The following is a 13728-nucleotide window of genomic DNA, read 5'->3' on the forward strand; positions in this document are numbered from 1 at the left end:
CGCCCCGTCGCGGCCCGGGCTTCCGGGTTGCGCACCGCCGCAGGTTTCGATGTGGTCGACGACCTCCCGGTGGCCAGCGTGCGCCTGGTCGGAGTGCTTCCCCACCTGGACCGGCCCTTCGAGTACGCCGTCACCCCGGCGACAGCCGCCGCCGGGCCGGGCATGCGAGTGCGGGTGCGGTTCTCCGGCAAGGACACCGAGGGGATCGTGCTCGGCCGCCACCCCGCGCCGACCACCGATCGGGCACTGGCCCCGCTGCACCGCCTGGTCTCCGAGGACGTGGTGGTCCCGCCCGCGCTGATGCGCGTCTGCGAAGAGGTCGCCGAGCGCAGCGCCGGAACCGTCGGCGACGTGCTGCGCCTGGCCCTGCCGCCGCGCCATGCCCGCGCCGAGAAGGCCGATCGCGCCGCCGAGGACAAGGAGCGCGAAGCGCTCGCGGCGGCAGAGCCTGTCGCGACGGAGCCCGTCCCCACCGAGCCCCTCACTGCGCACCCCGCAGAGCTCGAGCACCCGTCCCGCCCCCGACCCGGTGATCGCTATCCGGGACTGGCCGCGCTGCTCGCCCGGTCAGGCAGTCCCGAGGGTCCGGTGCCCCGTGCGAGCCTCACCCTCGATGCCGTCGACAGCTGGACCGACGTCGCCGCCGACGCGATCGGGGACCTCGATCCGGCCAAGGGGGCGCTTGTGATCGCCCCCGATCAGCGAGATGTCGCACGGCTCTCCCGGGTGCTCACCGAGCGCGGCATCGAGCACGAGATCCTCGCCGGCACCGAAGGACCGGAGAAGCGCTACCGCACCTTCCGGCGCATCCTGCGGGGCGCCACCAGGGTGGTGCTCGGGAACCGCTCCGCGGCGTTCGCCCCGGTGCAGGATCTCGCTCTGGTGATCTGCTGGGATGAGGCGGACGATCTGCTCGAGGAGCCGCGGGCCCCGTATCCCCACACCCGCACCGTGCTCCAGTGCCGCTCCGCCGAGGAGCGCTGCGCGCTGCTGTTCCTCAGCCCGAGCGAGTCCGTGACCCTGCGGGCGCTCGCGGATCTCAGCTATCTCGCGCGCCTGGAGCCGCTGCCCGGCCCGGTCACGGCCGTCCGCCCGCGGATCGTGGCGATGGATGAGTACTTGCGGGAACGTGAAGGCCCCTCCGGCCGTTCTCGCCTGCCGCAGGAAGCGATGCGCGTGATCCGGCGCGGGCTGGAGCGGGGCTCGGTGCTGGTGCAGGTGCCGCGTTCCGGCTATGCCCCGGCGATCGCGTGCACCTTCTGCCGCACCCGCGCCCAGTGCCCGCACTGCTCGGCGCCGCTGTCCCAGAGCGGTCGCGGCGGACCCCTGCACTGCCGCGTCTGCGGCCGTCGGGAGGACGGCTACCGCTGTCCCGAATGCGACCGCACCCAAGTGCGGGCCATGGTCATCGGCTCGACCCGCACCGCAGAGGAGCTGCACCGTGCCTTCCCCGAGGCGACGTTGAAGGTGGCGGGCGGCGCGCACGGAGCGCTCGCGGACGATGCCGTCCCGGACCACGCGATCATCGTCGCCACCCCCGGGGCGGAGCCGGCCCCCCGGTCCCGGTACGCCGCCTGCCTGCTGCTGGATGCGGACGCACTGCTGGGCCGCGCCGCCTTCGATGCGGACGTCGAGGCGGTGCGGCGCTGGCGGGGCGCCATCGCACTGGTGCGCTGCGCCGACGACGGGGGAGAGGTGCTGATCGTCGGCACCTCCACCCTCCCCGCGATCCGCGACCTGGTCGCCCACCGCTCCTCGTTCTTCCTGGACCGGGTGCTCGAGGACCGTCACGAGCTGGACCTGCCTCCCTTCCGTCGGGTCGCCGAGATCGTGGGCGACCGGGAGGCGTGCCGTGGATTCCTCGAGACCGTCGAGCTCCCGGACGGCACCGATGTCTTCGGCCCGGTCGATCTCGAGGGACCCGACGCCGCCGGCCGGGCCCGCGCGGTGGTGCGCATCGAGCCGGGCCGCTCCCGTGAGCTCGCCCTCGCCCTGCGTGCCGGCATCGCCGCCCGGAGTGCCCGCAAGGCCCGGGGCTCCCTGCGCGTGCGACTGGATCCGCCTGACGTGTTCTGAGTGTTCCTCCCCGGCGGAGAACACGCTCGCCGTAGGGTGATCGGCGTCACTGGATTGCCGAGACGGAAGGACGACGATGACCTCCGCCCCTGATCAGGACTCGACCGCCACCGCGGAGGAGGACCGGCCCGACCTCTCCGAGGGGGAACGGGCCCCCGCCGCCAGCGCCCGCAGCCTGCGGGTGCGTCGCCTCGGCCTGGTCCTCGGCCTCCTCGTCGCAGTGCTCATCTACTTCCTGATGCCCGCCGACGTTCCCCACGGTGCGAAGCTCACCGCCGCGACCGCGGTGCTGATGGCCGCGTGGTGGATGACCGAGGCGCTGCCGATCCCCGCCACCGCTCTGGTCCCGCTGGTCGTCTTCCCGGTGCTCAACAGCGAGGTCGGCGTCGACGACGTCGGCGCGTCCTACGGCAACAACGTCATCTTCCTGTTCATGGGCGGGTTCATGCTGGCGCTCGGCATGCAGCGCTGGAACCTGCACAAGCGCATCGCCCTCGCGATCGTCGGGACGATCGGCACCAGCCCCTCGCTGCTGATCCTCGGCTTCATGGTCGCCACCGGATTCATCTCCATGTGGGTCTCCAACACCGCGACCGCGGTGATGATGCTGCCCATCGGCCTGTCGGTGCTGATGCTCGTGAACAAGCTGCGGCTCGAGGACGCCGTCGCGAAGGGGGAGGAACCCGGCGAAGGAGTGGATCCCGATCCCGAGGGCGGCTCACGTGACGGCGAGGTCGCCCCCGTCACCTCGAAGTTCGGCACCGCGATGATGCTCGGCATCGCCTACGCCGCCTCCATCGGCTCCCTGGCCACGATCATCGGCACCCCTCCCAACGCCCTGCTCGCGGCGCACATGAGCCAGGAATTCGGGGTCACGATCGGCTTCGGACGCTGGATGATGGTGGGCGGGCCGCTCGCGATCGTCTTCATGGTCATCGCCTGGCTGCTGCTGACGAAAGTCCTGTACAAGCCCGAGATCACCGAGATCCCCGGCGGCACCGAGCTGATCCGTCAGGAACGCAGCAAGCTCGGCCGCATCTCCGCGGGGGAGACCAGGGTGCTGGCAGTCTTCGTGCTGGCCGCACTCTCGTGGGTGTTCATCCCGCTGCTCTCCGATGCGCTCGGCCGGGAGGATCCGTGGATCTCGGACGCCGGCATCGCGATGGTGGTGGGACTGGTGCTGTTCCTCCTGCCAGCCGGTGCGGCACGGGGCGTGAGGCTGCTCGACTGGGAATCCGCCGCGAAGCTGCCCTGGGGCGTGCTGCTGCTGTTCGGCGGCGGCCTCGCCCTGTCCGCACAGTTCAGCTCCTCAGGCCTGACCGAATGGATCGGCGAGGTCACCGAGGGCGTCGGCGGACTGCCCGTGGTGCTGATCGTGGCGGTCGTCGCCGCCGGCGTCCTCTTCCTGACCGAGCTGACCTCGAACACTGCCACCGCCGCGACCTTCCTGCCGCTCGCCACGGCCGTGGCCGTCGGCACCGGGATCGACCCGATGCTGCTCGCGATCCCCGTCGCGATCGCCGCGACCTGCGCCTTCATGCTCCCTGTCGCGACGCCCCCGAACGCGATCGCCTACGGCTCCGGTTATGTCACGATCCCGCAGATGGCCAAGGCCGGGCTGTGGCTGAACCTGATCGGGATCGTGCTGGTGACCGCCACCACGATGGGCCTGGCGGTATGGGTGTTCGGGCTCGTCTACTGACGCCCCCGGAGAGCTCTCGCGACAGCCATCAGCGGTGCCACCGTAGACTCGACCCATCATGCGACTGCTCTTCGCCGGCACCCCAGAGGCCGCACTTCCTTCCCTGCGCACCCTGCTCGACTCGCACCATGAGGTCGTCGGGGTGCTCACCCGACCCGACGCACCCTCCGGTCGCGGCCGCAGGCTCACCCCCTCACCGGTGAAGACCCTCGCCCTCGAGGCGGGCGTCCCAGTGCTCGAGCCGACCACGCTGCGCGACGAGACGGTCCAGCAGCAGATCCGCGAGCTCGCCCCTGACGCCGCGCCCGTGGTCGCCTACGGGAACCTGGTCCCGCAGGCCGCTCTCGACATCCCCCGCCACGGGTGGGTGAACCTCCACTTCTCATTGTTGCCGTCCTGGCGCGGCGCGGCGCCCGCCCAGCGCGCGGTGCTCTCCGGCCGGCAGGAGACCGGCATGAGCGTGTTCCGCCTCGAGAAGGGACTGGACACGGGGGATCTGATCGCCACGGCACCCACCCTGATCGGTGAGTTCGAGACCTCCGGCGAGCTGCTGGAGCGGATGGCGATCGACGGCGCCCCCGTGCTGCTGAGCGCACTGGACGCGCTCGAGGCCGGCACCGCGGTGCTCACACCCCAGGACCATGCACTGGCCACCCACGCCGCGAAGCTCACCACCGCCGAAGCCGAGATCGACTGGACGGTCCCCGCCGAACGAGTCGAGGCCCACATCCGGGGGATGAGCCCGCAGCCCGGCGCATGGACGTTGCTGGACGGCGCCCGCACGAAGATCCTGGGCGTCGAACGCGCCCCGGAGCACCCTCCGCTGCCACCCGGACAGATCGCGGCCACCAAGCGCCAGATGCTTGTGGGCACCGGCACCGGGGTGATCGCCCTGGCGACCCTCGCCCCGGCCGGCAAGCGGCCGATGCGGGCCGCGGACTGGGCCCGCGGTGCGGGCCTCGCCCCCGATGCCCGATTCACCAGCCAGTCGCAGGACGGAGTCACCGCATGAACCAGGACCGACGCAGCAATCAGGACCGCGGCCGACGCGACGAGAACCCGCAGCGAGACCAGCGCGACCAGCACGGCCGTTCCCGCTCCGGCTCGCGCGGGCAGGGAGGCCCCCGCCGCGGCTATTCCGAGTCACGGCCGGCCGAGCGGGCACGCCGCTCCACCCCCTCCCGCCAGGTCGCCTTCGAAGGGCTGCGGATGGTGCGCGAGGAGGACTCCTACGCGAACCTGGTGCTGCCCCGGCTGCTGCGCAGCCACCACGTCTCCGGCCGCGACGCCGCCTTCACCACCGAGCTGTTCTACGGCTCCCTGCGCGCACAGGGACGGCTCGACGCGGTCATCACCGCCTGCGTGGATCGCCCACTGGCCAAGATCGACCCGCCGCTGCTGGACGTCATCCGGCTCGGCGCCTACCAGCTGCTGGACATGAGCGTCGCCCCACACGCGGCGACCTCCGAGACCGTGGCCCTGGCCCGTTCCGTGGTCGGCGCCGGTGCGGCGAGCTTCGCCAACGCCGTGCTGCGCCGCGTCGGGGAGAAGGACCTCCCGCAGTGGCTGCTCGAGGTCGCCCCCGACCGCGAGCAGGATCCCACCGGGCACCTCGCCGTGGTGCACTCCCACCCGCGCTGGGTGGTCCGCGCCCTGAGCGACGCCCTGGCCGGCCACGGCCGTTCCCGCGACGAGATCGATGAACTGCTGGCCGCCCAGAACGCGGCACCGTCGGTCTCGCTGGTGATGCGACCGGGCCTCACCGACCTCGACGAGCTGATCGACCACGGCGCGAGCCAGGGCCGGCTGAGCATCTTCGCGGCCTCCTGGCCCTCCGGCGACCCCGGCGGCATGGACCCGGTCAAGGAGGGCCGCGTCGCCGTGCAGGACGAGGGCAGCCAGCTCGCGGCCCTCGCCCTCGCACTCGGCGCCGACGACCTGGTCCTCGCCGAGGACCACCACTGGCTGGACCTCTGCGCAGGCCCCGGCGGCAAGGCCGCGCTGCTGGGCGGACTGACCGTCGGCCACGACGCGGACCTGCTGGCGGTCGAGCTCCAGGAGCATCGCACCGAGCTCGTCAACCGGGCCGTGGCCACCTTGCAGGAGGCCGGCTGCGAGATCACCACCCGCACCGCCGACGGCACCACCATCGGCAGCGAGCTGCCCGGCCGCTTCTCCCGCGTCCTCGCCGACGTCCCCTGCTCCGGGCTCGGTGCCCTGCGGCGCCGCCCCGAAGCCCGCTGGCGCCGCACCCCCGCCGACATCGGCCAGCTGGGCGGGATCCAGCGCGGGCTGCTCACCTCGGCCCTGGACGCCGCCGCGCCCGGGGGAGTGGTGGCCTATGTGACCTGCTCCCCGCACCTGGCCGAGACCCGCCTGATCGTCGCCGACGTGCTCAAGCGGCGCGACGACATCGAGCAGCTCGACGCGCGCGACGCGGTGCGCGCCGGGATGCTCCCCGCAGTCCGGCAGGACGTCGAGCTGGGCGAGGGCCCCGCGGTCCAGCTGTGGCCCCACGTCCACGGCACCGATGCGATGTACATCCACCTGCTGCGCAAGCAGCCCGCCCCCACCGAGGAAGGACTCCCGACGGCATGATCACCCCGTACTCGACCGACGGCCACTACATCCACCCCAGCATCCTCAACGCCGACTTCATGAGCATCGGCAGCGAGCTCGACAAGATCTCCAGCGCCGACAGCGTCCACGTCGATGTGATGGACAACCATTTCGTGCCGAACCTGACCTTCGGTCCCTCGATGGTCGAGCAGATCGTCGAGCGCAGCACGATCCCGGTCGATGCGCACCTGATGATCGCCGACGCCGACACCGAGGCTCCCGCCTATGCGGAGGCCGGTGCCGCGTCCGTCACCTTCCACCTGGAGGCCGCCCGGGCCCCGGTCAAGCTCGCCCGTGACCTGCGCAGGAAGAACGTGCAGGTCGGCGTCGGCCTTCGACCTGCTTCCGCGGTCGAGCCGATCCTCGACATCATCGGCGAGTTCGACATGCTGCTGATCATGACCGTCGAGCCCGGCTTCGGCGGCCAGAGCTTCCTGGACACCATGCTCCCCAAGATCCGTCGGGCGCGCGCGGCGATCAGCGGGGCCAACCTCGAGGTGTCGATCCAGGTCGACGGCGGGGTCAGCCGGGAGACCATCGAGCGCTGCGCGGAGGCCGGGGCGAACGTCTTCGTGGCGGGGTCTGCGATCTATCGGGCCCAGGATGCGGCCGCTGAGATCTCTGCCCTGCGCGAACTTGCCCGGGGCCACGCCGCCCACTGACCTGCGGCTGCGCCGCCCCCTGACCTGCGCCACGCCGCCCACTGACCTGCGGCTGCGCCTCCTGCTGATCAGCGCGGTCGCCTCCACCGTGTCCCCCGCCCCGTCACCTGCGTTCATGCGCTCTCCGGTGGCGGGGCCGACGGTCTAGGATGATCTGGTCACGACCAGTGACGTGCTCCGGGGTCGGTGAAATTCCGAGCCGGCGGTGATAGTCCGCGACCCGCTTCGGCGGTGGAGCCGGTGAAATTCCGGCGCCGACAGTACAGCCTGGATGAGAGGCGCACGTCCTGCATGTCCCAGGGCGCCCTCGGCGCGCGCTGGCGCCATGCCGGAACCCTTTTCCCCCGGAGCCACTGCATCCGACGGCGAAAGGACCGACATGGATTTTCTGCAGTGGCTCTTCGACGCGCGAATCGATTTCGCGGGCGGACAGTTCCTACTCCTGCGAGAGGTGCTCGGCAACGTCTTCGGACTGCTCAGCGCCCTCGGCGGCATGCGACGGAAGGTATGGGCCTGGCCCATCGGCATCGTCGGCAATGTGCTGCTGCTGACGGTGTTCATGGGCTCGGTGTTCGGCAACCCGAACTCCGTGGACCTGCTGGGGCAGGCCGGACGCCAGGTGATGTTCATCGCCACCAGCATCTACGGCTGGCAGCGGTGGCGGCAGGCGAAGCACGACGGCGGCACCGCAGTGGAGCCCGAGTGGGCCTCCTGGGGGACTCGCGTCCTGCTGCTGGTCGCGCTAGTGGGCGGCACCGCAGCGCTGACCCCCCTGTTCCGGATGCTCGGCTCCTATGAGCCGGTCTGGGCTGACGCCTGGATCTTCATGGGCAGCCTGCTGGCGACCTTCGGGATGGCCAAGGGCTGGGTCGAGTTCTGGCTGATCTGGGTCGCGGTCGACATCGTCGGCGTCCCGCTGCTGCTCGATGCCGGGTACTACGCGAGCGCATTCATGTATCTCTTCTACGGAGCCTTCACCCTGACGGGGTTCTTCGTCTGGTGGGGTGTGCGCAGCCGCCGCCAGGTGGAGGAGACGCGGGTGACGGTGGAGACCGCCCATCTCGATCCCACGGTGCGCAAGGAGTGACTCGCCTTCCAGCAGGTGGTCCTCTGAACGGGCCACCTGCCGGAACGCGTATCCTGTCGGCGTGAAGGATTTCGAGGCACTGTTCGCCGAGCTGACTGAGAAGGCCCGTACCCGACCTGAGGGGTCGGGCACCGTCCGCGAACTCGATGGCGGGGTCCATCAGATCGGCAAGAAGATCGTCGAAGAGGCCGCCGAGGTGTGGATGGCCTGCGAGCACGAGACCGATGAGGACGCCGCCATGGAGATCAGCCAGCTGCTCTATCACGTGCAGGTGATGATGATCGCCAAGGGCATCTCGCTCGAAGACGTCTACCGACAGCTCTGACCCACCAGCTCCGACCCGCGCCGGTCTGCGGTCGAAGGTTCGCACCCGGTCCCGCGGTCTCCGGCTCTTCCGCCGTTGCCTCCGCATCCTCCGGGCTTGCAGCGTCTCGCCGCCTCCATCCTGTTCCTCTCCGTCCCACCCCCACTCGTGGCCGCCGCGGCGGCCGAGGAGGATCCGTGCTCCGCATCGCCGTCCCCAACAAGGGCGCCCTGTCCGATCCCGCCGCCGATCTGCTCCAGGAGGCCGGCTACCGGCGCCGCGGCACGGCCAAGGAGCTCGTCGTGGTCGACGAGGAGAACGGCGTCGAGCTGTTCCACCTGCGCCCGCGGGACATCGCGGTGTACGTGGGCTCCGGCACGGTGGACGTCGGCATCACCGGCCAGGACATGCTGCTGGACTCCCGCACCCCGGCCGATGAGATCCTGCCGCTGGGCTTCGCGCGGTCGACCTTCCGCTTCGCCGCGCCAGCGGGAACCCGCCGCGACGCCTCGGAGCTGCAGGGCGCCCGCATCGCCACCAGCTACGAGAACCTCGTCGAGGACTACCTCGCCGAGCGCGGCGTCACCGCCGAGGTGGTGCACCTCGACGGGGCCGTCGAATCCTCGATCCGGCTCGGGGTCGCGGATGTGATCGCCGATGTCGTCGAGACCGGCAGCACGCTCCGCCAGGCGGGCCTCGAGCCCTTCGGCGAGGCGATCATGACCAGCGAAGCGGTCCTCTTCTCCCGCCCCGGGCTCGAGCTCGACGAGGACGGCACCCACTCCCTCGAGGTCCTCGCGCGACGCATCCGCGGGGTGCTGGTGGCGCGCGAGTACGTGATGCTCGACTACGACATCCCCACGGCCCTGCTCGAGCGCGCCGTCGAGATCACCCCCGGCCTGCAGTCTCCGACGGTCTCCCCGCTGCACGGCGGGGAGTGGTCCGCGGTGCGCGCGATGGTGGACACCCGCTCCGCCCACCGCATGATGGATGACCTCTACGACGCCGGGGCCCGCGCGATCCTGGTCACCGCGATCCAGGCCTGCCGCATCTGAGACGCCGATGAGCACCCCCGCAGCGGATCAGCAGCCGGGGGAGAGCCGTGCCTCGATCGTGCTGCGTCCCCGGGCGGTACGGGTGGCCGCCTACCTCAGCGCCACCATCGTGATGGCGGGGATGATCGGCGGCGCGGTGATGATCACCAGCTTCCAATGGGGTGGACGGCTCGGACTGGTCGCCGTCGGCGTGCTGGTCTTCATCTTCTGCCATCTCGAGGCCTCGGTGACGGTCACCGCCCGCCCCGAGGTGCTGGTCGTGCGCAACCTGATGAGCACCCGCACCCTGGAGTGGGCCGAGGTGATCGGGATCAGCTTCCCGATGGGCGACCCCTGGGCGCACCTGGACCTGGCCGACGGCTCGACCCTCGCCCTGCACGCGATACAGCGCTACGACGGCGATCGGGCGATCGCCGCTGCGCATCTGCTGCTGGGGCTGGTGCAGGAACGGGGCGAAGCGGTCGGCGACTGAGCTCGATCGTCGTCACGAGGCTCTCGGGGCCTGAGATCGGTCCTCGCAACGAGGCTCTCAGGGCCTGAGCTCGGTCGTCGGGCTGGGGGCTCAGGGACCGGCGTCAGGCCCGCGGCGCGAGGGACGCGGCGCAGCGTCCCGCGAGCGCCGCGTACTGGAACGCCCAGGGATCCTCCGCCAGAGTGCGACCCATCGTGGTCATCCGCACCGGCATGTCCTCCAGCGCATCCCGCAGGCCCTTGGCATCGACCTCGGTGAGCTGGTGCCGCACTCCGCGCTTCTCCGCCGGCTTGAGGATCGTGGTTTTCACCTGTTTCCGTACAGACTCATGAAATGCGTTGTGCCGGCTGTCGTTGCGGGGGAGCACGGGCAGGTGGACAGGGGCGAGCAGCGCACGGCCATAGGTGGTCGAAGAATGATGGGACAGGCCCCGATGTCGCTTGCGCTCATCGGCACCGGAGACCCGCAGCGTCGCGACGGGGCGGCCGCCGAGCACCGAGGCGGCATGGACCGCCTCGGCCGCCTGCACTCCGGAGAATCCCCAGCCGGTTCCGGTGCCCAGATTGCCGGGCCCCTGGATCACGATCGCGACGTCGGCGCCGACCACGTGCTTCGCCCCGAGCAGCGCCGAGTGCACGGTCACGGCCTCGAGATCACCGCCGAAGGACTGACCGGCGCTGATCACGGAGGCCAGCAGATCAGCTGACCGCAGCCGAGCGGTGATCCGGGAGTAGGCCGCAGGCAGTGCGGCGGCGTCCGTGTGCACGTAGGCGATCTTCGCTGTGCGCCGCTCGGCCCGGATGCCCGCGATGATGGCGGGCAGCGAGGAGTGGAGATCGGCGACCACGACCGGCATCCCGGCGATGTCCTTCGCGGCGCGGACCGTCTCGTAGTGCTCCCCTCCGGGATCATCGAGCGCGTCGACCATGGTCTGCATCGGGGTATAGCGGGCCTTCACCATGTGCCCGCTGCTCTCCGTCGCCTCGGGGAGCACATCGAGGCGGGCCACCACCATGGCGTCCCCGCCGGTGCCCAGCTCCCGGCGGAGCGCATTCGTGTTCAGCAGCACCCGTTCGCCCGACCGAGGTGTGCCGGTCAGCTCCCGATAGGCGATCGCGGTGAGCGTTCCCGCCTCGTCATCGAGCTCGATCTCGAGCCGATCCACACCGTGCCAGGAGCTCAGCGCGTCCTTCACGGTTCCCCGTTCCCATCGCAGCATGAGCACAGCCTAGAGCCGCGGCGCGGAAGCGGCCCATTCGGCCTGCCCTGCCGGATAGTCTGACTGCGTGGCTTCGAAGAATGTGGAGAGACTCCTCAACGTCATCATGACGATCGGCTCCCGGCGACGGATCGATCGCGCCAAGCTCTTCTCCGTCATCCCCGATTACGCGAATGCGGTCTCCGACCAGGCGGCGGAGCGGATGTTCGAGCGCGACAAGGCCGCGATCCTCGAGCTCGGGCTGCCCCTGGCGACCGAGCGCGATGTGCTCGACGAGAACACGGTGCACTACCGGATCGAGACGGCCCGCTCCGGAGCGGTGCTGGATCTCACCACCGAGGAGTACACGGTGCTGCTCGCGGCGAGCCGTGCCTGGGACGCGGCCGCAGCCGGCGGAGCGGCCCGCCGGGTCCGCTCCAAGCTGCTGAGCCTCGGGCATGACGCCGACCCCGATCTGCTGCGACGCACCCCGCGCGGTGCGGTCGAGTCGCTGCCCGTGCTCTCGCCGCTGCTGGACTCGGTCGTGGGCGGCAGGACCGTCCGCTTCACCTATCGCGCCACCCACGGCGCCCCGTCGGAACGTCGGGTGGAGCCCTGGGTGGTCGGTGTGCACGAGGGGCATTGGTACGTCTACGGCTGGGACCTGGACCGTTCGGCTCCGCGTCTCTTCCGCGCCTCCCGCATCGAGTCCTTCCCTGCGGATATCTCCGCGGCCCGGCAGCCCCGTCCCGAGAACACGGATCTCTCGGGAGTGCTCGAGCGCATGCTCGACAGCGATGATCGTGACGCCGCCGTGCTGCGTGCGGCGCCGTACAAGGCGCTGTCGCTGCGTGACCGGGCCGGCGCGGCGCTCGAGGCGGAGCACCTCACCCTGCCGAGCCTTCCGCGTCCCGCCGCCCGGCGCCTGCTGCTGGGCGACATCCGCTGGGTCGAGCTGCTCGAACCGCATTCCTGGCGGGCTGAGCTCGCCCAGGTCCTGAGCGCGATCGCGGATCTGCACGAGCAGGAGCCGCAGCTCTCAGAGCTCGAGTCGGCGACCGGTCGCCCGACGCCCAGGATCCGGCTCACCCCGCAGAGCGGCGATCATCTCTCGCGACTGATCTCCGCGGCTTCCTATGTGCTCAGCCGTGGCGAGGCCGATCTCGCGGAGCTCGCCGAGGCCCTCGCCATCACCGAGAAGCAGCTGGTGACCGATCTGCAGGTGCTGTTCGTCTGCGGTGACATGGGCGACGGCTGGGAGGACCTGATCGAAGCGGAATGGGAGCACGGGACCGTGCGGGTGCGCAACGCCGAGCCGCTGCGCCGTGCCCTGAGCCTCAGCGCGGTGGAGATCACCGCGCTGCTGGCAGGGTTGGCGGCCCTCGAGCCTGTCGCAGGTCAGGCCGAGCAGACCGTGGCCGCGGCGCGAGCCAAGCTGCTGGCCGGCGCAACCGGCGGCCCCGCCGATTCCGTGGCGGTGCCCACCCGCTCCGACCTGGCCGATGCGATCTCCGCGGACGAGATGGCAGCCCGCACCGCGGACCGTGCGGAGGCGGTCCTGGCCGCAGTGCACGCAGCGCTGCGTGCGGAGCCCGGCACAGAGGACGGACAGCTCGTGATCCGCTACTCCTCCTCCGACCGGCCCGGCACCAGCGTGCGCAGGATCCGGCCGCTGCGCATCGAGAGCGATGGTGTGCGCTCCTACATGCTCGCCGAGTGCGAGCTCGCCGGTGCCGAGCGCCGGTTCCGTCTGGATCGCGTGGTCGAGATCCTGCCCGCCGGCACCCCGATGAGCCGCGCCGGCGCGGGGGAGCAGCAGGCCCTGGCCGGGCGCGTCGAGGGGGAGGTCTGGCTGCGGCTCGAACCCGCCGGACACTGGATCGCCGAGTCGTTCGGGGCCGTCGAGATGCGCGACGGCGGGGACGGCGAGGCCTTCGCCCGGCTGGACTCGCCGGTGCTGGCGCCGCTGGTGGACGCGGTGCTGGAATCCGCCGGCGCGGCCGAGGTGCTCGTACCGCGTGATCTCAGAGACACGATCGTGACCGTTGCGCGGGACGGCGCGGTACGTCACACCTCGTAGGAGCCGCTACCCTGGGACGACCCGCCGTGCGGTGGGCCGAGTCGCCACCGTGGCGACCCGTCCGGCGCCCAGTCCGCTGTGGGATGATAGGTGCGCCCGCGCTGTCTCGTGGCGCTGTTGAAAGGGACTTCCATGAACTTCTTCCGCAACCCCTGGGCGATCGTCCTGCTGATCGTGCTGGTGATCCTTCTGTTCGGCGCCAACAAGCTCCCGGGCCTGGCCCGCAACATGGGCAAGTCGATGCGCATCTTCAAGAGCGAGGTCGAGGAGCTCCGCGGCGAGGAGAAGCCCGCCGACGAGGACGAGGAGGACGATCGTCCGGTCCGCTCCACGCGCTCGCGTGAGGACCGCGACAGCCGTTCCCACGACGACCGCGAGTACAACCCTCGCGATGACGCGGACCGCGGCCGCGAGCCGATCCGCGCCCACGACGACGACGATTCCTACCGTCGCGACTGAGCATCTCGGCGCAG

Annotated in this window: 12 protein-coding genes and 1 riboswitch; of the genes, 11 read left to right on the forward strand and 1 reads right to left on the reverse strand. The window is 71.0% G+C overall.

What is annotated here, in order from left to right; translation table 11 throughout:
• Positions 1 to 27: 27 nt before the first annotated feature.
• The 9 genes from ACT3T9_RS04505 (at position 28) to ACT3T9_RS04545 (ending at position 9977) form a co-directional block, all read left to right on the forward strand.
• A complete protein-coding gene (locus tag ACT3T9_RS04505; protein WP_442331666.1) occupies positions 28 to 2076 on the forward strand; it encodes a primosomal protein N' in 2049 nt (682 codons plus the stop codon).
• Positions 2077 to 2152: 76 nt separating this feature from the next.
• Positions 2153 to 3778 carry an SLC13 family permease gene (locus ACT3T9_RS04510; protein ID WP_441443015.1) on the forward strand — a complete coding sequence of 542 codons (1626 nt, stop codon included), beginning with the start codon at positions 2153 to 2155 and terminating at the stop codon, positions 3776 to 3778.
• A 58-nt stretch (positions 3779 to 3836) separates the two neighbouring features.
• A complete protein-coding gene (gene fmt, locus ACT3T9_RS04515; RefSeq protein WP_441443016.1) occupies positions 3837 to 4790 on the forward strand; it encodes a methionyl-tRNA formyltransferase in 954 nt (317 codons plus the stop codon).
• On the forward strand, positions 4787 to 6376 hold the full coding sequence (locus ACT3T9_RS04520; protein WP_442331665.1) for a transcription antitermination factor NusB: 1590 nt from the start codon (positions 4787 to 4789) through the stop codon (positions 6374 to 6376). Before fmt ends, ACT3T9_RS04520 begins: the two co-directional genes overlap by 4 nt.
• Positions 6373 to 7059 (forward strand): ribulose-phosphate 3-epimerase, encoded by a 687-nt coding sequence (gene rpe / locus ACT3T9_RS04525; protein WP_441443018.1) that lies wholly within the window; start codon positions 6373 to 6375, stop codon positions 7057 to 7059. The genes ACT3T9_RS04520 and rpe overlap by 4 nt, the downstream gene beginning before the upstream one ends.
• Positions 7060 to 7228: 169 nt before the next feature.
• Positions 7229 to 7346: riboswitch (FMN riboswitch) on the forward strand.
• Between the two features lie 92 nt (positions 7347 to 7438).
• Positions 7439 to 8146: a nicotinamide riboside transporter PnuC gene (gene pnuC, locus ACT3T9_RS04530; RefSeq protein WP_441443019.1), complete on the forward strand. Its 708-nt coding sequence runs from the start codon at positions 7439 to 7441 to the stop codon at positions 8144 to 8146.
• A 61-nt stretch (positions 8147 to 8207) separates the two neighbouring features.
• Complete coding sequence (locus ACT3T9_RS04535; RefSeq protein ID WP_442331664.1) at positions 8208 to 8471, forward strand: phosphoribosyl-ATP diphosphatase; 264 nt, start codon at positions 8208 to 8210, stop codon at positions 8469 to 8471.
• Between the two features lie 176 nt (positions 8472 to 8647).
• Positions 8648 to 9505 (forward strand): ATP phosphoribosyltransferase, encoded by an 858-nt coding sequence (gene hisG, locus ACT3T9_RS04540; protein WP_441443021.1) that lies wholly within the window; start codon positions 8648 to 8650, stop codon positions 9503 to 9505.
• A gap of 7 nt (positions 9506 to 9512) precedes the next feature.
• Entirely contained in the window at positions 9513 to 9977 is a 465-nt protein-coding gene (locus ACT3T9_RS04545) for a PH domain-containing protein (protein WP_441443022.1), read from the forward strand.
• A 103-nt stretch (positions 9978 to 10080) separates the two neighbouring features.
• Here the strand turns inward: ACT3T9_RS04545 and ACT3T9_RS04550 are convergent, their stop codons facing one another.
• Positions 10081 to 11196, reverse strand: coding sequence for a DUF3866 family protein (locus ACT3T9_RS04550; protein WP_444606038.1), 1116 nt, complete (start codon positions 11194 to 11196; stop codon positions 10081 to 10083).
• Positions 11197 to 11263: 67 nt separating this feature from the next.
• On the opposite strand from ACT3T9_RS04550, the gene ACT3T9_RS04555 reads away from it, so the two are divergent.
• A complete protein-coding gene (locus tag ACT3T9_RS04555) occupies positions 11264 to 13255 on the forward strand; it encodes a WYL domain-containing protein (RefSeq protein WP_444606039.1) in 1992 nt (663 codons plus the stop codon).
• 132 nt (positions 13256 to 13387) lie between these two features.
• A complete protein-coding gene (gene tatA / locus ACT3T9_RS04560) occupies positions 13388 to 13714 on the forward strand; it encodes a Sec-independent protein translocase subunit TatA (protein WP_444606040.1) in 327 nt (108 codons plus the stop codon).
• Positions 13715 to 13728 lie beyond the last annotated feature (14 nt).

It is taken from the genome of Brachybacterium sp. AOP29-B2-41, assembly GCF_052378395.1.
In the GTDB taxonomy this organism is placed as follows: domain Bacteria; phylum Actinomycetota; class Actinomycetes; order Actinomycetales; family Dermabacteraceae; genus Brachybacterium.